18 protein-coding genes are annotated in these 15116 nt (G+C 69.4%); 12 read left to right on the top strand and 6 right to left on the bottom strand.

The annotated features are described in order from the left end of the window. Positions 1 to 6 precede the first annotated feature (6 nt). Genes FRZ32_RS02025 through FRZ32_RS02015 form a run of 3 tightly spaced genes read left to right on the top strand, consistent with a single transcriptional unit; the run spans position 7 to position 2586 of the window. Positions 7 to 606: a TetR family transcriptional regulator gene (locus FRZ32_RS02025; protein WP_147041929.1), complete on the top strand. Its 600-nt coding sequence runs from the start codon at positions 7 to 9 to the stop codon at positions 604 to 606. 10 nt (positions 607 to 616) lie between these two features. Then, the gene (gene obgE, locus FRZ32_RS02020) at positions 617 to 1666 is read left to right on the top strand and encodes a GTPase ObgE (RefSeq protein ID WP_147041928.1); all 1050 of its coding nucleotides are present in this window, start codon (positions 617 to 619) and stop codon (positions 1664 to 1666) included. Next, entirely contained in the window at positions 1651 to 2586 is a 936-nt protein-coding gene (locus tag FRZ32_RS02015) for an NAD-dependent epimerase/dehydratase family protein (protein WP_147041927.1), read from the top strand. The genes obgE and FRZ32_RS02015 overlap by 16 nt, the downstream gene beginning before the upstream one ends. A 36-nt stretch (positions 2587 to 2622) precedes the next feature. Here FRZ32_RS02015 and FRZ32_RS02010 read toward each other — a convergent pair whose 3' ends face one another. After that, positions 2623 to 3129, bottom strand: coding sequence for a Pycsar system effector family protein (locus FRZ32_RS02010; RefSeq protein WP_147041926.1), 507 nt, complete (start codon positions 3127 to 3129; stop codon positions 2623 to 2625). A 119-nt stretch (positions 3130 to 3248) separates the two neighbouring features. Between FRZ32_RS02010 and FRZ32_RS02005 the strand changes: the two genes are divergently transcribed. Further along, positions 3249 to 3506, top strand: coding sequence for an acyl carrier protein (locus FRZ32_RS02005; RefSeq protein WP_147041925.1), 258 nt, complete (start codon positions 3249 to 3251; stop codon positions 3504 to 3506). A gap of 3 nt (positions 3507 to 3509) precedes the next feature. Here the strand turns inward: FRZ32_RS02005 and FRZ32_RS02000 are convergent, their stop codons facing one another. Beyond that, positions 3510 to 3899, bottom strand: a complete 390-nt coding sequence (locus FRZ32_RS02000) for a DUF2147 domain-containing protein (protein ID WP_147041924.1) — start codon at positions 3897 to 3899, stop codon at positions 3510 to 3512. A gap of 96 nt (positions 3900 to 3995) precedes the next feature. Here FRZ32_RS02000 and FRZ32_RS01995 point away from each other — a divergent pair, with 96 nt between their 5' ends. Then, positions 3996 to 4934 (top strand): aldo/keto reductase, encoded by a 939-nt coding sequence (locus tag FRZ32_RS01995; RefSeq protein WP_147041923.1) that lies wholly within the window; start codon positions 3996 to 3998, stop codon positions 4932 to 4934. Between the two features lie 95 nt (positions 4935 to 5029). Next, positions 5030 to 5875, top strand: a complete 846-nt coding sequence (locus tag FRZ32_RS01990; protein ID WP_158635793.1) for an EF-hand domain-containing protein — start codon at positions 5030 to 5032, stop codon at positions 5873 to 5875. Here the strand turns inward: FRZ32_RS01990 and FRZ32_RS01985 are convergent. Then, a complete protein-coding gene (locus FRZ32_RS01985; RefSeq protein WP_147041921.1) occupies positions 5859 to 6638 on the bottom strand; it encodes a transglutaminase-like domain-containing protein in 780 nt (259 codons plus the stop codon). The genes FRZ32_RS01990 and FRZ32_RS01985 overlap by 17 nt on opposite strands. Positions 6639 to 6750: 112 nt before the next feature. Between FRZ32_RS01985 and FRZ32_RS15500 the strand changes: the two genes are divergently transcribed. Together FRZ32_RS15500 and FRZ32_RS01975 are read left to right on the top strand one after the other, a co-directional pair. Continuing rightward, positions 6751 to 7077 (top strand): hypothetical protein, encoded by a 327-nt coding sequence (locus tag FRZ32_RS15500; RefSeq protein WP_243445161.1) that lies wholly within the window; start codon positions 6751 to 6753, stop codon positions 7075 to 7077. 52 nt (positions 7078 to 7129) lie between these two features. Then, positions 7130 to 7642, top strand: coding sequence for a retropepsin-like aspartic protease family protein (locus FRZ32_RS01975; protein WP_147041920.1), 513 nt, complete (start codon positions 7130 to 7132; stop codon positions 7640 to 7642). Here FRZ32_RS01975 and FRZ32_RS01970 read toward each other — a convergent pair. After that, positions 7639 to 8565, bottom strand: a complete 927-nt coding sequence (locus tag FRZ32_RS01970; RefSeq protein WP_147041919.1) for a peptidylprolyl isomerase — start codon at positions 8563 to 8565, stop codon at positions 7639 to 7641. The two genes, FRZ32_RS01975 and FRZ32_RS01970, sit on opposite strands and share 4 nt — an antisense overlap. A gap of 111 nt (positions 8566 to 8676) precedes the next feature. On the opposite strand from FRZ32_RS01970, the gene FRZ32_RS01965 reads away from it, so the two are divergent. From FRZ32_RS01965 to FRZ32_RS01950, 4 genes are all read left to right on the top strand, one after another. Beyond that, on the top strand, positions 8677 to 9207 hold the full coding sequence (locus tag FRZ32_RS01965; RefSeq protein WP_147041918.1) for a hypothetical protein: 531 nt from the start codon (positions 8677 to 8679) through the stop codon (positions 9205 to 9207). A gap of 149 nt (positions 9208 to 9356) precedes the next feature. Beyond that, positions 9357 to 10229, top strand: a complete 873-nt coding sequence (locus FRZ32_RS01960) for an alpha/beta fold hydrolase (protein WP_147041917.1) — start codon at positions 9357 to 9359, stop codon at positions 10227 to 10229. Between the two features lie 59 nt (positions 10230 to 10288). Further along, complete coding sequence (locus tag FRZ32_RS01955) at positions 10289 to 12013, top strand: FAD-dependent oxidoreductase (protein ID WP_147041916.1); 1725 nt, start codon at positions 10289 to 10291, stop codon at positions 12011 to 12013. A 66-nt stretch (positions 12014 to 12079) separates the two neighbouring features. Beyond that, on the top strand, positions 12080 to 12328 hold the full coding sequence (locus FRZ32_RS01950; protein WP_147041915.1) for a DUF2171 domain-containing protein: 249 nt from the start codon (positions 12080 to 12082) through the stop codon (positions 12326 to 12328). 64 nt (positions 12329 to 12392) lie between these two features. Here the strand turns inward: FRZ32_RS01950 and FRZ32_RS01945 are convergent, their stop codons facing one another. Continuing rightward, the gene (locus FRZ32_RS01945) at positions 12393 to 12785 is read right to left on the bottom strand and encodes a UrcA family protein (RefSeq protein WP_147041914.1); all 393 of its coding nucleotides are present in this window, start codon (positions 12783 to 12785) and stop codon (positions 12393 to 12395) included. 198 nt (positions 12786 to 12983) lie between these two features. Then, positions 12984 to 15104, bottom strand: coding sequence for a M13 family metallopeptidase (locus FRZ32_RS01940; RefSeq protein ID WP_243445160.1), 2121 nt, complete (start codon positions 15102 to 15104; stop codon positions 12984 to 12986). Positions 15105 to 15116 lie beyond the last annotated feature (12 nt).

Below are 15116 nucleotides of genomic sequence, written 5' to 3'. Positions count from 1 at the left end.
AGCGAGATGACGCGCGAGCGCCTCAGCGCCGAGCAGAGCCGCGCGATCGCCCTCGATGCCGCGCAGCGTCTCTTGATCGAAGAGGGGCCGCAGGCGGTGACGCTGAAGGCCGTCGGCGCCGCGATCGGCAAGAGCCACGCCAACCTGCTCCACCATTTCGGCTCGGCGGCGGGGCTGCAGGCGGCGCTCGCGACGCGGATCGGGGAGCGGGTGAGCGCCGGCATCGCGGAGGCGGTCCGTCGCTCACGCCAGGGCGAGGCCGATCCGATCGAGATCGTCGACCGGGTGTTCGACACGTTCGGGCGCGAAGGGGCCGGCGCGCTTGCAAGCTGGATGATCCTGACCGGCGATCGCGAGGCGCTCGATCCGATCCTCGAATCGATCCACTCCATGGTCGAGCGGCTGCGCGAGGGCCATGAGGACCGGCCGATCGAGGAGACGACGCTCTGGGTCGTCCTCGCCGCGATCGGCGATGCCCTGCTCGGCGAGCCGCTTGCCAAGGCGCTCGGCCTTCCACGCGATCGCGCGCGCGAAGTGGTGCGGCGATTGCTGATCGGCAGCACCGGACTCAGCGAAGGCGTTGCGGCCGGGGAGCGCGCGCCCTAAGTCGCGGGCCATGCATTTCCTCGATCAGGCCAAGATTTTCGTCCGCTCCGGCGCCGGCGGCCCCGGCGCGGTGAGCTTCCGGCGCGAGAAGTTCATCGAATATGGCGGGCCCGACGGCGGCGACGGCGGCAAGGGCGGGGACATCGTCTTCGAAGCGGTGCCCGGCCTCAATACGCTGATCGACTTTCGCTATACCCAGCATTTCCGGGCCCAGCGCGGCACCGGCGGCGCCGGATCGAACCGCACCGGCGCCGGCGGCAAGGATCTCGTGATCAAGGTCCCGATCGGCACCCAGATCCTCGCCGACGACGACGAGCGCACGTTGCTCGCCGATCTCACCAAAGCGGGCGAGCGGATCGTCTTCCTTCGCGGCGGCGACGGCGGCCGCGGCAATGCGAGCTACAAGACCTCCACCAACCGCGCCCCGCGCCAGCACGGCACCGGCTGGCCGGCGGAGGAGGCGTGGGTGTGGCTGCGGCTGAAGCTGCTCGCCGATGCCGGGCTGGTCGGCCTTCCCAATGCCGGCAAGTCGACCTTCCTCAACGCCGTCACCAACGCGCAGGCCAAGGTCGGCGCCTATGCCTTCACGACGACGCGGCCGCAGCTCGGCGTCGTCCGCCACAAGGGCCGCGAGTTCGTCATTGCCGACATTCCCGGCCTGATCGAAGGCGCGGCGGAGGGGGCGGGGATCGGCGATCGCTTCCTCGGCCATGTCGAGCGCTGCCGGGTGCTGCTCCACCTCGTCGATGCCAATGACGAGGATGTCGCGACCAGCTACCGGATCGTCCGCGACGAGCTTGCCGCTTATGGCGCGGGGCTCGACGACAAACCGGTCGTGGTCGCGCTCAACAAGATCGACACGCTGGACGACGAGCTGATCGCAGCCCTGTCGGCGGAGCTTGAGGAAGCGAGCGGCAGCCCGGTGATCCCGCTGTCGGGCGCGAGCGGCACCGGGGTCGATTGGGTGCTCGACAAGCTGCTGGAGGCGATCGGCCACGATCACGCCGCGGTCGATCCCGGCGACGAGGGCGAGGACGCGGTGGAATGGTCGCCGCTGTGAAGCGGGCGCGGCCGGTGCTCGCCGTGACCGGGGCGACCGGGTTCGTCGGCCGGCACCTGCTGCGCCTGGCGCGCGAGGCCGGGCATCCGTTGCGCGCGCTGACCCGCGGCTGGCGTCCGCCGGAGCAGGGGATCGACTGGATCGACGGCGCGCTCGACCGGCCCGATGCGCTGGCGAAGCTCGTCGACGGCGCCGATGCGGTGATCCACATCGCCGGGCTTATCAACGCGCCCACCCGCGCCGCCTTCGAAGCGGTCAATGTCGGCGGCACCGCCAACATGATCGATGCCGCGCGTGCGATCGGGGTGCGGCGGTTCATCCACATTTCCTCGCTCGCCGCGCGCGAGCCCGACCTGTCCGACTATGGCTGGTCGAAGGCCAAGTCGGAGCGGGTCGTCGCCGCCTCCGGCCTCGACTGGACGATCGTTCGCCCGCCGGCGATCTACGGCCCGGGCGACCGCGAGACGTTCGAGCTGTTCAAAATGGCGCGACGCGGCTTCGTCGCGCTGCCGCCGGGGGGACGGTTCTCACTGATCCATGTCGAGGATCTGTGCCGCCTCATCCTCGCCTTGCCCGGCGAGCAGGAGACGGTGTGCGAGACGTACGAGCCCGACGACGGCACCGACCAGGGCTGGGAGCATCGTCATTTCGCCCGCACGCTCGCCCGCGCGTTCGGGCGGCGGACGGCGACCGTGGCGGTCCCGAAGCTGGTGATGAAGGGCGCCTCGCGGCTCGACACTCTGGTGCGCGGCGAGGGCGCCAAGCTGACGCCGGACCGGGTCCGCTATTTCTGCCATCCCGACTGGGTCGTGACGGCGGAGAGCCGGCCGCCCGATCAGCTCTGGAAGGCCAGCATCCGCACACCCGCCGGGCTCAAGGCGACCGCCGACTGGTATCTCGATCAGGGCTGGCTGCGCTGACGAGGCTGCCGGTGCGCGCGGCAAGCCTGACCCGGCTCAGAAATAATCCAGCACGAACGCCGCTGCCGCCGCGACCAGCCCGGCGAGGAAGATCCAGTAGGCATAAGCGAGGAGGCGGTATTTCTTCCGCTCGAGCACGATGCCGTTCTGGTAGAGATCGCGCGCCATCATCCGGAAAGCCTGTTCCTCGTCCTCCATCTCGGTCAGCAGCCGCTCCAGGAAGTCCTCCTCTTCGAGCCGGCAGAAGGAGCCGAAGAAGAGCAGGTTGAGCTTGCCGCCGGTCTTGAAATGCGCGGCGGGCATCACCGCCAGCACCGCGAAGATCGCCGAAAAGAAGGCGCCGCCGCCGAGCAGAAGCAGCGGCAGCGGGTAATCGACCTGCCGGACCTGGCCGATCGTGATGGTGAAGACGACGAAGGTCGCGGCGAGCAGCATGTTCGCCTTCTGGTCGGCCATCTGGCTCAGCGTCAGGTGCATCTGCTGCGACGTGCGCAGCAGGTTCACCATATTGGGCGGAAATTCCCGCTTTCGCCCGGCTTCCATCACGCTTGCCTTCCCCCCTGCCACGCGCCCTTCTCATCGCATGACGACGGCCGCCTTGCCAAGCGCGCCCCATTGCCGCCCGATTTGCCTGCGATGGCAAAGGCACCTAAAGGGCCGCCATGACCGATCGTTCGCAAACCTTCGCGCGCGTCGCTGCGCTGATCGAGCCGTTCAACAAGAAGGGCGTGGCGCTGACCGACGCGACCACGTTCGCCGGCGATCTCGAATGGGACAGCCTGGTCGTGATGGATTTCGTCGCCTCGGTCGAGGACGAGTTCGAAATCCTGATCACGATGAACATGCAGGCCGAGATCGAGACCGTGGGCCAGCTGGTCGACGCGGTCGATCGGCTGACGGAAGAAGGCGTCGCGCTCTAGGCGCTAGCGCGCCCGCGTCCAGGTCTGCGAACGGCAGAAGAAGGCGACGCAGCCGGTGACCTTCAGCGTCCCGTCGTCGTTGAGGCTGAGATAGGAGCGATAGGATCGCCCGCTCTCGGGATCGTAGGCGCGCCCGCCGGTCGCCCCGGCGCCCTGGGCGGTGAATCCGCTGAGCACCGCGATGCCGACCAGCGGCCGGCGGCGCTGGGCCGGATCGGGATTGTGGATGTCGCCGGTCGGCGCGCCGCGGCGCAGGATCTGCACGATCCGTCCGCAGATCGTCCCGCCGCAATCGCCGACGCGAACGATCGCGCTTCGATCCTGCGTCACCCAATTGCCGGCGATCCCTGGCGGGGTGGCGGCGATGAGCAGGGCGAAGAGCGGCGCGATCATGAAGGCCGCTTAGGCCCGCGCGACAAAAGGGGCCAGCCCCTTGCGGGTGGCCGGCCCGGCACTAAGTGGCGCAGGCGGGCAACGAGGAGTCTGATGATGGTCGCGACCACAATCCTTGGCGAAAGCGGGCTGTCGACGCCGCGCCTCGTGCTCGGCGGCAATGTCTTCGGCTGGACGGTGAAATCGCGCGAGGACAGTTTCCGCATCCTCGATCGCTTCGCCGAAGCGGGCGGGGTGATGATCGACACGGCCGATGTCTATTCGGCCTGGGCCCCCGGCAATCGCGGCGGCGAATCGGAAACGATCATCGGCGAGTGGCTGAAGCGTCGCGGCGGCCACGACGGCGTGCTGATCGCCACCAAGGTCGGCTTTAGCACCGGCCTGTCGAAGCGATCGATCGCCGAGGCCGTCGATGCCTCGCTCGCGCGGCTCGGGGTCGAGACGATCGATCTCTATTATGCGCACAAGGACGATCCCGCGACGCCGCAGGAGGAGAGCGCGGCCGCCTTCGATGCGCTCGTGAAGGCCGGCAAGGTCCGCATGCTCGGCGCCTCGAATTTCAGCGCCGATCGATTCGCCGCGGCGCTCGATCTGTCCGCTCGCGAAGGCCTTGCGCGCTACGAAGTGCTGCAGCCCCGCTACAACCTCGTCCAGCGCGAGGAATTCGAAGGCGCGCTCCAGGATTTGTGCGTCGCCCGCGGTGTCGCGGTGCTGCCCTATTACGGCCTCGCCTCCGGCTTTCTCACCGGCAAATACCGGTCGAAGGCGGATATCGGCAAAAGCGTTCGCGGCGATCGGATGAGCGCCTTTCTCGACGGCAACGGGCTCGCGGTGCTCGCGGCGCTTGACGCGATCGCCGCCGAGATCGGGGCGACACCGGCCCAGGTCGCGCTCGCCTGGCTGGCCGCGCAGCCGGCAATCGCCGCGCCGATCGCCAGCGCGACCTCGGTGGCGCAGCTGGAAGAGCTGCTTGGCGTGCTGACGCTTGAGCTCGACCCGGATCAGCTTGCCCGGCTGAGCGTCGCCGCGGGTTGATCGCCCGCGACAATTTGCGACACGAATTCATTCGCCGGACATGATCGGGTGACATGTGGCGGCGCATATCGGGATCGTCCTTCAGGGAGGATCCGATGCGCCTTGCCATCCTTGCACTTGTCGCCGCGACCGCGCTTTGCGCCTGCGCGACCGAACAACCGCGCTTTCGCCACCATCGGCCCGGCATGCAGGGCGGCCACCGGCCCGGCGCAGGCGGCGCCGCAGGGTTTGGCGCGCGCCTCTTCGTCAGCCCCGCGGGCGAGCCGTTTCGCGCCCAGCCCGGCGGGCCGCCGCCGATGCAGGCCTGGTTCCGCGGCGTCGATGCGAACCATGACGGCGCGATCGACTGGGCCGAATTCCACGCGGATTTCGTCCGCTATTTCGCGGTGCTCGACACCGACCATGACGGCGAGATCGGGCCGGACGAGGTCGCGCATTACGAGCAGTCGATCCTCCCCGAAATGTCGAGCCGTGGCGTCGGTGGCGTGGGTTTTGGAGGAAATGGCGGGTTTCGGCGCGGCGGCGGCGGGATGGGCCGGCGCGGTGGCGGGATGGGTCGTGGCGGAATGGGCCGCGGCGGGGCGGCGCGTGGCGGCCTTGGCGGCGGGGCGCCGGGCGGCGGCATGGGCATGATGACCGGCGCGGCGCGCTTCGGGCTGCTGCCGATCCCGCACCCGATCATGGACGCGGACCGCGACCTCAACCGGGGCATCAGCCACGCCGAATGGGATCATGCGGCCGGCGAGCGCTTCAACCGGCTCGACACCGATCATGGCGGCCGGATCACGCTCGCCCAGCTCCAGCATATGCGCGCGCAGCGAATGGAGCAGTTCATGCAGGGGCGCGGGCGCGGCCGGCATGGCCCGGCGCAGGGCGGGGAGGCCGGCGGCCGATCGCTCCCGCCCGACGACCCGGACGGCGGCGCTAACCCGCCCGGCTGACGGCCACGCGCTGCGAATTCAGCGTCGCCTGGCCGAAGATCGTCATGAAGGCGATGTCGGTGGCGTCGCGGCCGACGCAGATGCGCGCGACCTGATCGGTCCGGGCGAGGCCGGTCGGATCGACCAGATGCCAGGCGCCGTCGAGCCAGACCTCCACCAGCGCATGGAAATCGCAGGGCTCGAGATCGAGCGCATAGGCCGAGACGAGCCGCGCCGGCACGCCCGCCGCGCGCGCGAAGGCGGCGAGCAGGTGGGCGAAATCGCGGCACACACCCTGGCGTGCCACGAAGGCGTCGACGGCGGTGGTCGCGGTGTCGCTGGTGCCGGGGCGATAGGCGAGCTCGTGATTGATCCACTCCGCCATCGCGGCGATCCGCGCGCCGCCTTCGATCGCGCCGAAGCGGGTCTGCACGAAATTCTCGAACCGGTCGGATTCGCAATAGCGGCTCGGCCACAGATAGGGGATCGCCTCGGCCGGCAGATCGTGGAGCGGCGTGATCGCGAGCGAGTCGAGCGCGGTGACGATCCGGTCGAGCGCCACCTCGGCACGATAGCGGGCGTAGAGACGACCGGCGGCCCTCGTCCAGGTTCGCCGGCCGATGCCGTCGCCGCTGGCGATCGGGCGCAGCGGACCGGCCCCGGTCACGGTGAGCCGATCCTCGACCAGGCTCTGGTCGGCGAGCGGCGCGACCTCGACGGCGAGCAGCACATCGGCCGGGGCTGGGAAATCATAGTCGAGCTCGACATCGATCGCGATGTGCATGGCGTCTCCTTTGCGCGCAGCGTTACGCGCGAGAGGGGGGAGCGTTCCGGGGCTCCGAAGTGTCTCATTTTCGTGACGCTTGCGGGGTGAACCGCCAAGCACCTGCGAATTCATGGTGAATCCATGCAACCGCGCCCGTCGGCGCCGCGTTGGGCAGGCACATTCGAGTCGAAAAGGAGCCGAACATGGCGACCAGCATACTCGACGCGCGCGGTGGCAGCCTTGTCCCCCGGCGGCGGCGCGCGGTTATCACATCGTCTATCGCGACCAGGAAACCAACCACTGCCCCGGCTGCGGCCGATCCCACTGGTATATCGGCCGGCTGTCGGCCGAATGCGCGTTCTGCGGCACGGCGCTGCCGCTGGAAAACGCGGCGCTCGTCGCCGGCGGACAGACCATCCGCACCGTCCGGCGCTATCGGTTCGCCGAGGCGGCCTGAGCGCGCGGCGGCGTTAACCCGGCCTTCGACATGGCCGCCTTAGAATGCGGCCATGTCGAACGGCGGCACCCTGGTCGCGGCGGGGATCGTGCTGATCGGCGCGGCCCTGATCGCGCCGAACCTCGGCCGCGCGCCCCCGCCAGCGCCTGCGGCGCCGTCACGCCAGCAATCGCCGGCGGTCGCGCCGGCGCCTGACGCCGATCCCGGTGTCGCCGCACGATCGATCCGCCGCGCGCCGGACGGCCATTTCTACGCCGATGCCATCGTCAACGGCGCGACCATCCGCTTCGTCGTCGATACGGGCGCGAGCGTGGTTGCGTTGACCCGCGAGGACGCGCAGCGCGCGGGCCTCACCTTTCCGACGCAGCGGCTCCGCGCGATCGGCGCCGGCGGCGAGATGGACGTGATGCCGGTGACGCTCGATCGCGTCACCCTGGGCCCGGTCGAGGCGCGGGACGTGCCGGCTGTGGTCGGCGAGCGTCTGCCGATGTCGCTACTCGGCCAGAGCTTCCTCGGCCGCGTGGGCGCCGTCGAGATCCGCGGCGACGCGATGACGATCCGCTAGGGCGCGGCTCGTCGCCGCACGGGCACGTTGACGTTGCACAGATCGACGCCGCCAGCGGGAACGTTGAAGAAGGTGCCGCCGCGATTGGCGCGGCCGGTGACATAGCGCGCGAAGGCCTCGCTGTCGGTCCGCATCACCTCGTAGGACGGACGCTCGGCGGCGGGCATGTCGGCGGCGAGGCGGATCGACCGGATCGGCACCGGAGTCTCGCCCCGATCGACCTGGTAGAAGCCGAGATCACCGGTGCCGCGCGGCCGGGCCGACAGTGCCGGCATCCCCTCGATCACCCGGCCGACGACGGCGATGTTGCGGTCGAGATGGCGCGGCGCCTGGCCGATCACCGCATAGAGCTCGCCGCCCATGCCGGTGTCGGGCGCGAGATCGCGGCCGACCCCGACAGCGCCATAACAATGGGCGAGCCAGGCGCTTCCCCGGGCCGGATCGGTGCCCACCGGCCAGCCGTCGACGAAGCCGGCTTGCGCCGCATAGCTGTCGGGATAGCCGAGCGGGTGGATCGACAGGCCGGCCGTCGGGCGCTCATATTCCGCCGGCGGATGCTCGACGACGCCTTCGGGACGCGTGCCGCCGCCGTCATTCTGGCCCCATTGGGCGACATAATTGTCCTGCACGCGATAGACGCTCGCGCCCTGCCACCAGCCGGCATGGGCGAGCCGGCGGATATTGGCGACATGGACCGGCGCGAATTCGGGCGCGAGCTCGATCGCGATCCGTCCGCCGTCGGCGAGGTCCATGACGAGCAGGTTTTCGGGCGCGATCGGCCGCCAGTCGGACGCGGCGGAATGGGCGACCACTTCGGAGGGCTCGGTTGCGCCGGCGATCGGCTGCGGCTGCCAGTGGCCCGTCTGCGCGGTTCCGGCCGCGGCGGCGAGGAGCAGAAATCCGGCGAAGGCGATGTGGCGCATGGGTCCCCCGTTCGTTTGCGCGAGCCTGCCGCAGCCGCGCGGCCTGAGCAAGGTGCCGCTGGACTCCAAGCCGACTTGGGCAGACAAGAACGCATTGCGGGGGAGGCGGAGATGCGCACACAGCGGGTTCTCGTCACGGTTGCCCTGGTCGCCCTGGCGGCCGTTGCCGGACCGGCGGCCTCGGCGGATCGGACCGCCCGGCACGGCGCGGCCGCGCAGATGCGGGGGGTCGATGATCCGCGCGCCTTCGTGGCGCAGATGTACGACGCCTATGTCCATGGCGGCGAGGATCGGCCGCCGCCCGATCCCGCTTATGCCTATTCGCCGCGGCTCGCCGCCTTGTTCGCGGCCTACCAGCGTTGGGAGGACGCGCATCCGGACACGGTCGGCGCGATCGATTTCGATTGGTGGACGAACGCGCAGGACTGGCAGATTTCGCAGGTCTCGCTGGTCGTCCGCCCCGAGGACGGGCCGGGCCGGCGGACGGTGACGGCCCGCTTCCATAACGGCGACCGGCAGGATTCGACGCGCTTCGAATTCGTCCTGATCGACGGGCGCTGGTTCCTCGACGATGCGATCAACGGCACCGGGCACGGCGAGTCCGGCTGGACGCTTTCGGCGCTGCTTCGCGAGCGCGAATGAATCGCGCGGCCCTGTCATGGCCGCGCCACCGAATCCATGATAGGTTTCCACCGTCGCGAGCCGAGTCCGGCGCGCCGCTTCCTGTGATCCGCCGGGCCCGTGATCGCGGCACCCCCCGCACGCGCACCCGCGCAGCCAGGAGACATGGCATGAACATGATCACCACCCGCGACGGAACCGAAATCTTCTACAAGGACTGGGGCACCGGCCAGCCGATCGTCTTCCACCACGGATGGCCATTGAGCGCGGACGATTGGGACGCGCAGATGCTGTTCTTCCTCCACCAGGGCTATCGCGTGATCGCGCACGACAGGCGCGGCCACGGCCGCTCCAGCCAGACATCCGGCGGCCACGACATGGATCATTATGCCGCCGACGTGATGGATCTGGTCAGCGCGCTCGATCTGAGGGGCGCGATCCATGTCGGCCATTCGACCGGCGGCGGCGAGGTCGTTCACTATGTCGCGCGCGCCGAGCCGGGCCGCGTCTCCAAGGCGGCGATCATCAGCGCCGTGCCGCCCGTGATGGTGAAGAAGGAGAGCAACCCCGGCGGCACCCCGATCGAGGCGTTCGACGGCTATCGCGCCGCGCTCGCCGCCAATCGCTCCCAGCTCTACATCGATATTGCCTCGGGCCCGTTCTACAATTTCAACCGGCCCGGCGTCGCGACGATCCAGGGCTGCGTCGACAATTGGTGGCGCCAGGGCATGATGGGCGCCGCCAACGCCCATTACGACTGCATCAAGGCCTTCTCCGAAACCGACTTCACCGAGGATCTGAAGGCGATCGACGTGCCGGTGCTGGTGATGCACAGCGAGGACGACCAGATCGTGCCCTATGCCGATTCCGGTCCGCTTGCGGCCAAGCTGCTGAAGCGCAGCACGTTCAAGAGCTACAAGGAGCTGCCGCACGGCATGATGACCACCCATCCGGACCTGGTGAATGCCGAGCTGCTCGCCTTCATCCGGGAGGGCGAATCGTCGACCGAATCGCTGATCGTCGCGACGCCCACAACGGCCTGACCATCGAGGCCGGGCGGGCCCTTGCGTCCCCGCCCGGCCCGCGCTTCCCGAGGGAACAGATGACCGACACGATCCCCCGCGGCCCGGCCGGAATCCCGCCCGCCGCCCAGACCATCATCGAAACGCGCGGCGCCCAGATGTTCCCGACGCTGACCGACGCGGACATCGCCCGGCTGCGGCGGTTCGGCACGGTGCGCCGTTACGCGCAGGGCGAGGCGCTCGCGCGGGTCGGGGAGCCGGGGCACGGGCTCACCGTCATCCTCGACGGCGCGGTCGAGGTCAGCCAGCAAGGTGAATCCGGCCCGGTGCCGATCGTGACCCATCTTGCCAACGGCTTCATGGGCGAGCTCGCCCAGCTGTCCGGCCGGCCGTCCCTGGTCGATGCCGAAGCGGTCCGCCCGGTCGAGGCGCTGCTGATCCCGCCCGAACGGCTGCGCGCGCTGCTGATCGCGGAGGCCGATCTTGGCGAGCGGATCATGCGCGCGCTGATCCTTCGGCGCATGGGCCTGCTCGAAAGCGGCGGCGGCGGGCCGATCATCGTGGGCCGGGCGGGCGACGGCAATGTCGGGCGGCTCGCCAATTTCCTTCGGCGCAACGGCCATCCGCACCGCCTGCTCGATGCCGAGACCGATCCGTGCGGGCGCACCTTCGTCGAGCGATTCCAGGTCACGCGCGAGGAGCTGCCGATCGTGCTCTGCCCCGGCGGCCAGATCCTGCGCAATCCGAGCGACGGCGAGCTGGCGCGCTGCATCGGCCTGGTCGGCCCGATCGATCCGGAGCGGGTGTTCGATGTCGTCGTGGTCGGCGCCGGGCCGGCCGGTCTCGCGACCGCGGTCTATGCGGGATCGGAGGGGCTTTCGGTGCTCGCGCTCGATTGCCGCGCGTTCGGCGGCCAGGCGGGCGCATCGAGCCGGATCGAGAATTACCTTGGCTTCCCGACCGGAATTTCCGGAATGGCGCTGATGGGCCGTGCCCACAGCCAGGCCCAGAAATTCGGGGTCGAAATGGCGATCCCGGACGAAGCGCTGCGGCTGGAATGCGGCGGCGACACCCTGTGCCTCGCGCTGTCGACCGGCGAGCGGGTGCGCGCCCGCACCGCCGTGATCGCGACCGGCGCGCGCTATCGCCGGCTCGACGTCGACCGGCTCGACGAATTCGAAGGCAGTTCGGTCCACTATTGGGCCTCGCCGCTGGAGGCGAAGCTGTCGGCAGGGCAGGAGGTGGCGCTGGTCGGCGGCGGCAATTCGGCCGGCCAGGCGGTGGTGTTCCTTGCCGGCGCGGCGGCGCGGGTGACGCTGATCGTGCGCCGCCCGCTCGCCGACACGATGTCGCACTATCTCGTCGAGCGGATCGAAGGCCTGCCCAATGTCGAGATCGTCGTCGGCTGCGAGATCAGCGCCCTCGAAGGCGCGGACGGCGCGCTTGAGGCGATCCGCTGGTGCGACCGGGTCTCGGGCCTCGAGACCAGGCGCCAGGTGCGCCACCTCTTCTCCTTCATCGGCGCCGATCCGAATACGGACTGGCTCCGCGCCTCGGGCCTCGAGGTCGATGCCGGCGGCTTCCTGTGCGCCGGCCCGGGCGGGGGCGAGGATCGACTGCCGCTGGAGACCAGCCGGCGCGGCGTGTTCGCGGTCGGCGACGTCCGCTCGGGCTCGGTCAAGCGGGTCGCGGCGGCGGTCGGCGACGGCGCGCAGGTCGTGGCCGCGATCCACGCCTATCTCGCCCAGCATTCAGCGGCGGCGTCGCAGGCCCTTGAGCCGGCGCCGGTTCCGGTCGCATCGTGACGGGGACCCGAATCGCTTTGATGCGTTTTGTCGATCGATCAGGTCCACGCCAGAAGGAGACAGAAAATGGCAGGTGAAATTCGCGAGCATATGGAGGTCATCGGCGCGGACGGCGTCCATGTCGGCACGGTGGACAAGATCGAGGGCGACCGGATCAAGCTGACCAAGAAGGACAGCGGCGAGGGCAGCCACAAGGGGCACCATCACTATATCTCGAAGGGACTGGTCGCCGAGGTCGAGGGCGACAAGGTGCGGCTTTCCGCCAATGCCGATGTCGCGGTCGAGATTTTCGAGGAGGAAGAAGGCGACGCCTGACGCCTGACGTGAAAAGGCGGGCCGCTCCGCGAGGTGGAGCGGCCCGCCCGTTCGGCCAGGCCGGTCAGGGCCGGGCCGCGACGCTGATCGTGCCGCGCATCGCATAGCCGCTGCCGGCCTGCGCGATCGCCGCCGCCATCTGCGGCCGCGCGCCTTCCCAGGCCGCAACAATGCACCGGTCGCCGAACGCGGCGATGGAGAGATCGCGCGATCTGACGGGGCAGACCCGGCGCACCGCGCCGCGCACCCGCTGCTCCAGCACCGCCTGGCCTTCACTGCGAGCGAGGTTCAGATCGGCGTAGGAGACGGTGGCGACGATCAAGTCTTCCGGCGTTGCCGGCGCGAAGACGGTCAGGTCGTTGCGCGGCTGGGCGTCCGCCTGGGCGACGGCCAGCGTTCCGGCGAGGGTCGCAACGACGGCGATGGAGCCGCGCCGCAGGATCGTGTTGATATTCATATGGACCTCCCTGGTTCATGGGGTCCGCAATCCATGAACCCGGCCATCGGGAGGTGCATCGCGTCTTCGGCAAAGCCGCGGATCGTTTAGGCAAAGCGCGGCCGGCTGCGACGAAGGCGTCCCATCCTTCGACATGCGGCGCGGCCGGCGATGGCGCGCAAGAAGAAGGGGCCGGTTTCCCGGCCCCTTCGCGACTCGTCACCAGATGTGGACGCGCTGCTCCGGCGGCAGATAGAGCCTGTCGCCGGGCTGGATGTTGAAGGCGCGATACCATTCGTCGACATTCCGGACGACGCCATTGACCCGGTACATGGACGGCGCGTGCGGATTGGTCAGCACCACTTCGCGAAGCAGCCCCTCGCGCCAGTAATCGCGCCAGGATTGGGCGTAGGCGAGGAAGAAGCGCTGATCGCCGGTCAGGCCGTCGATCACCGGCAACTCGCCATGCTGGGCGACGTAGCGGCGATAGGCCGACCAGGCCATTTCGATGCCGCCGAGATCGCCGATATTCTCGCCCATGGTCAGCTGGCCGTTGACGTGCAGGCCGGGCAGCGGCTCGAACTGGTTATATTGCGCGCCGAGCGCCTGGGTGCGCTCCGCGAAGCGCTGCGAGGATTGCGGCGTCCACCAGTCGCGGATGCGGCCCTGCGCGTCGAAATGGCTGCCCTGATCGTCGAAGCCGTGGCCGATCTCGTGGCCGATCACCGCGCCGATCGCACCGTAATTCACCGCCGGATCGGCATTGGGATCGAAATAAGGCGGCTGCAGGATCGCGGCCGGGAAGGTGATCTGGTTCATCAGCGGATCGTAATAGGCGTTGATCGTCTGCGGGGTCATTTCCCACAGGCTGCGATCGACCGGCCCGCCGAACCGGCGCACCTGGCGTTCCCAGGCGAACTGGCCGGCGCGCACCGCATTGCCGAGCAGGTCGGCGCGATCGACGCGGATCGGCGAATAATCGACGAACTGGGCTGGGCTGCCGAGCCGCGGATCGAAGGCGTCGAGCTTGGCGATCGCCTGTTCCCGGGTCGTGTCGTCCATCCACTGGTTCGCGCGAAGCCGCTCGTTCAGCGCGGCGCGCAGGTTGCCGACCAGCTCGGTGATCTGGCGGCGGCTTTCGGGCGGGAAATGGCGCTCGACATAGATGCGGCCCACCGCCTCGCCAAGCGACCGGTTGAGCACCGAAAGCCCGCGCTTCCAGCGGTCGCGCTGCTGCTCCACGCCGCGCAGCGTGTGGCTGCGAAACTCGAAATTCGCCTGATCGAAGGCGCGCGGCAGATATTGGGCGAAATTGTCGATGAAGTGGACGGTGAGATAGGCTTTCCACGTCTCCAGCGGCACGCTTTCGAGCAGCGCGCCGGTATCGTGGATCGCGCTGGTCTCGCCCACCACGACGGTCTGCGCGCTGCCAAGGCCGGCGGCGGCGAGCATGTTGGGCCAATCGAATTGCGGGGCGAGCGTGGCGAGCTGGGCGCGATCCATCGGATTGTAGGTCTGCTGGATGTCGCGGCTGCGCTCCGGCGCCCACTGGACCTCGGCCATGCGATGTTCGAGCGCGATCACCGCGTCGGCCTTGGCCGCGGCGTCCGGAATGCCGGCAAGCGTCTGGATCTGGATCAGATAGGCGCGATAGGCGGCGCGATAGCGATCATAATCCGCGCCCTGGTTCAGATAATAATCGTGGCCGGGAAGGCCGAGCCCGCTTTGGCTCGCGGTGACGACGTAGCGGGTCGTGTCCGCCGGATCGGGGATGATGCCGATATCGACCGGCGAGGCGAAGCCCGGAGTCGCGAACAGGGCGATGAGGCCGGCGCGATCGTGGACCGCGTTGATCCGGTCGAGATAGGGCTGGAGCACCGCGGCCCCGCGCCGCTCGACCCCCGCCTCGTCCATCCAGCTTGCATAGAAATCGGCGACCTGGCGGGCGGCGGCATCGTCGCCCGGATGCTCGACGATGTCCTTGAGCTGCTGCTCGATCTGGTCTTGCAGGACATCGCTGACGCCATAGCTGACCCGGTCGGCCGGGATCGGATGGGCGCGGACGAAGCCGGCATTGGCATAGCTCCAGAAATCGTCGCCCGGCCGCACCGAAAGATCGCGGGCGGAAAGGTCGATCCCGAAATCGCCATATTCGGGGCGGCCGGCGGTGGCCGCGGTGGCGGCGGCCGTGCCGGTGGCGGTCGCGGCGGCTGCGGCGCCGGTGGCGGTCGCGGCGGTTGCGGCGCCGGTGGCGGCCTGGGCGGAAAGCGGCGCGAGGGCGATCGTCGCCGCGCCAGCGAGGAACAGGACATGCTTCATTGCGATTGGATCCTTCGACATAGAAAGCGCCCC

It is taken from the genome of Sphingosinicella ginsenosidimutans (assembly GCF_007995055.1).
In the GTDB taxonomy this organism is placed as follows: Bacteria; Pseudomonadota; Alphaproteobacteria; order Sphingomonadales; family Sphingomonadaceae; genus Allosphingosinicella; species Allosphingosinicella ginsenosidimutans.
Note: the sequence above shows the minus strand (reverse complement) of the source record. Positions and strands in the feature narration are given on the sequence as shown.

Bases quoted from the DNA above. Each gene is read 5' to 3' on its own strand.
- FRZ32_RS01965 (WP_147041918.1), top strand. From the start codon at position 8,677: ATGCGCACACAGCGGGTTCTCGTCACGGTTGCCCTGGTCGCCCTGGCG.
- obgE (WP_147041928.1), top strand. From the start codon at position 617: ATGCATTTCCTCGATCAGGCCAAGATTTTCGTCCGCTCCGGCGCCGGC.
- FRZ32_RS02010 (WP_147041926.1), bottom strand. From the start codon at position 3,129: ATGGAAGCCGGGCGAAAGCGGGAATTTCCGCCCAATATGGTGAACCTG.
- FRZ32_RS01940 (WP_243445160.1), bottom strand. From the start codon at position 15,104: ATGTCGAAGGATCCAATCGCAATGAAGCATGTCCTGTTCCTCGCTGGC.
- FRZ32_RS02000 (WP_147041924.1), bottom strand. From the start codon at position 3,899: ATGATCGCGCCGCTCTTCGCCCTGCTCATCGCCGCCACCCCGCCAGGG.
- FRZ32_RS01985 (WP_147041921.1), bottom strand. From the start codon at position 6,638: ATGCACATCGCGATCGATGTCGAGCTCGACTATGATTTCCCAGCCCCG.
- FRZ32_RS15500 (WP_243445161.1), top strand. From the start codon at position 6,751: ATGGTGAATCCATGCAACCGCGCCCGTCGGCGCCGCGTTGGGCAGGCA.
- FRZ32_RS01955 (WP_147041916.1), top strand. From the start codon at position 10,289: ATGACCGACACGATCCCCCGCGGCCCGGCCGGAATCCCGCCCGCCGCC.
- FRZ32_RS01990 (WP_158635793.1), top strand. From the start codon at position 5,030: ATGCGCCTTGCCATCCTTGCACTTGTCGCCGCGACCGCGCTTTGCGCC.
- FRZ32_RS01975 (WP_147041920.1), top strand. From the start codon at position 7,130: ATGTCGAACGGCGGCACCCTGGTCGCGGCGGGGATCGTGCTGATCGGC.
- FRZ32_RS02015 (WP_147041927.1), top strand. From the start codon at position 1,651: ATGGTCGCCGCTGTGAAGCGGGCGCGGCCGGTGCTCGCCGTGACCGGG.
- FRZ32_RS02005 (WP_147041925.1), top strand. From the start codon at position 3,249: ATGACCGATCGTTCGCAAACCTTCGCGCGCGTCGCTGCGCTGATCGAG.
- FRZ32_RS01960 (WP_147041917.1), top strand. From the start codon at position 9,357: ATGAACATGATCACCACCCGCGACGGAACCGAAATCTTCTACAAGGAC.
- FRZ32_RS01970 (WP_147041919.1), bottom strand. From the start codon at position 8,565: ATGCGCCACATCGCCTTCGCCGGATTTCTGCTCCTCGCCGCCGCGGCC.
- FRZ32_RS01950 (WP_147041915.1), top strand. From the start codon at position 12,080: ATGGCAGGTGAAATTCGCGAGCATATGGAGGTCATCGGCGCGGACGGC.
- FRZ32_RS02025 (WP_147041929.1), top strand. From the start codon at position 7: ATGACGCGCGAGCGCCTCAGCGCCGAGCAGAGCCGCGCGATCGCCCTC.
- FRZ32_RS01945 (WP_147041914.1), bottom strand. From the start codon at position 12,785: ATGAATATCAACACGATCCTGCGGCGCGGCTCCATCGCCGTCGTTGCG.
- FRZ32_RS01995 (WP_147041923.1), top strand. From the start codon at position 3,996: ATGGTCGCGACCACAATCCTTGGCGAAAGCGGGCTGTCGACGCCGCGC.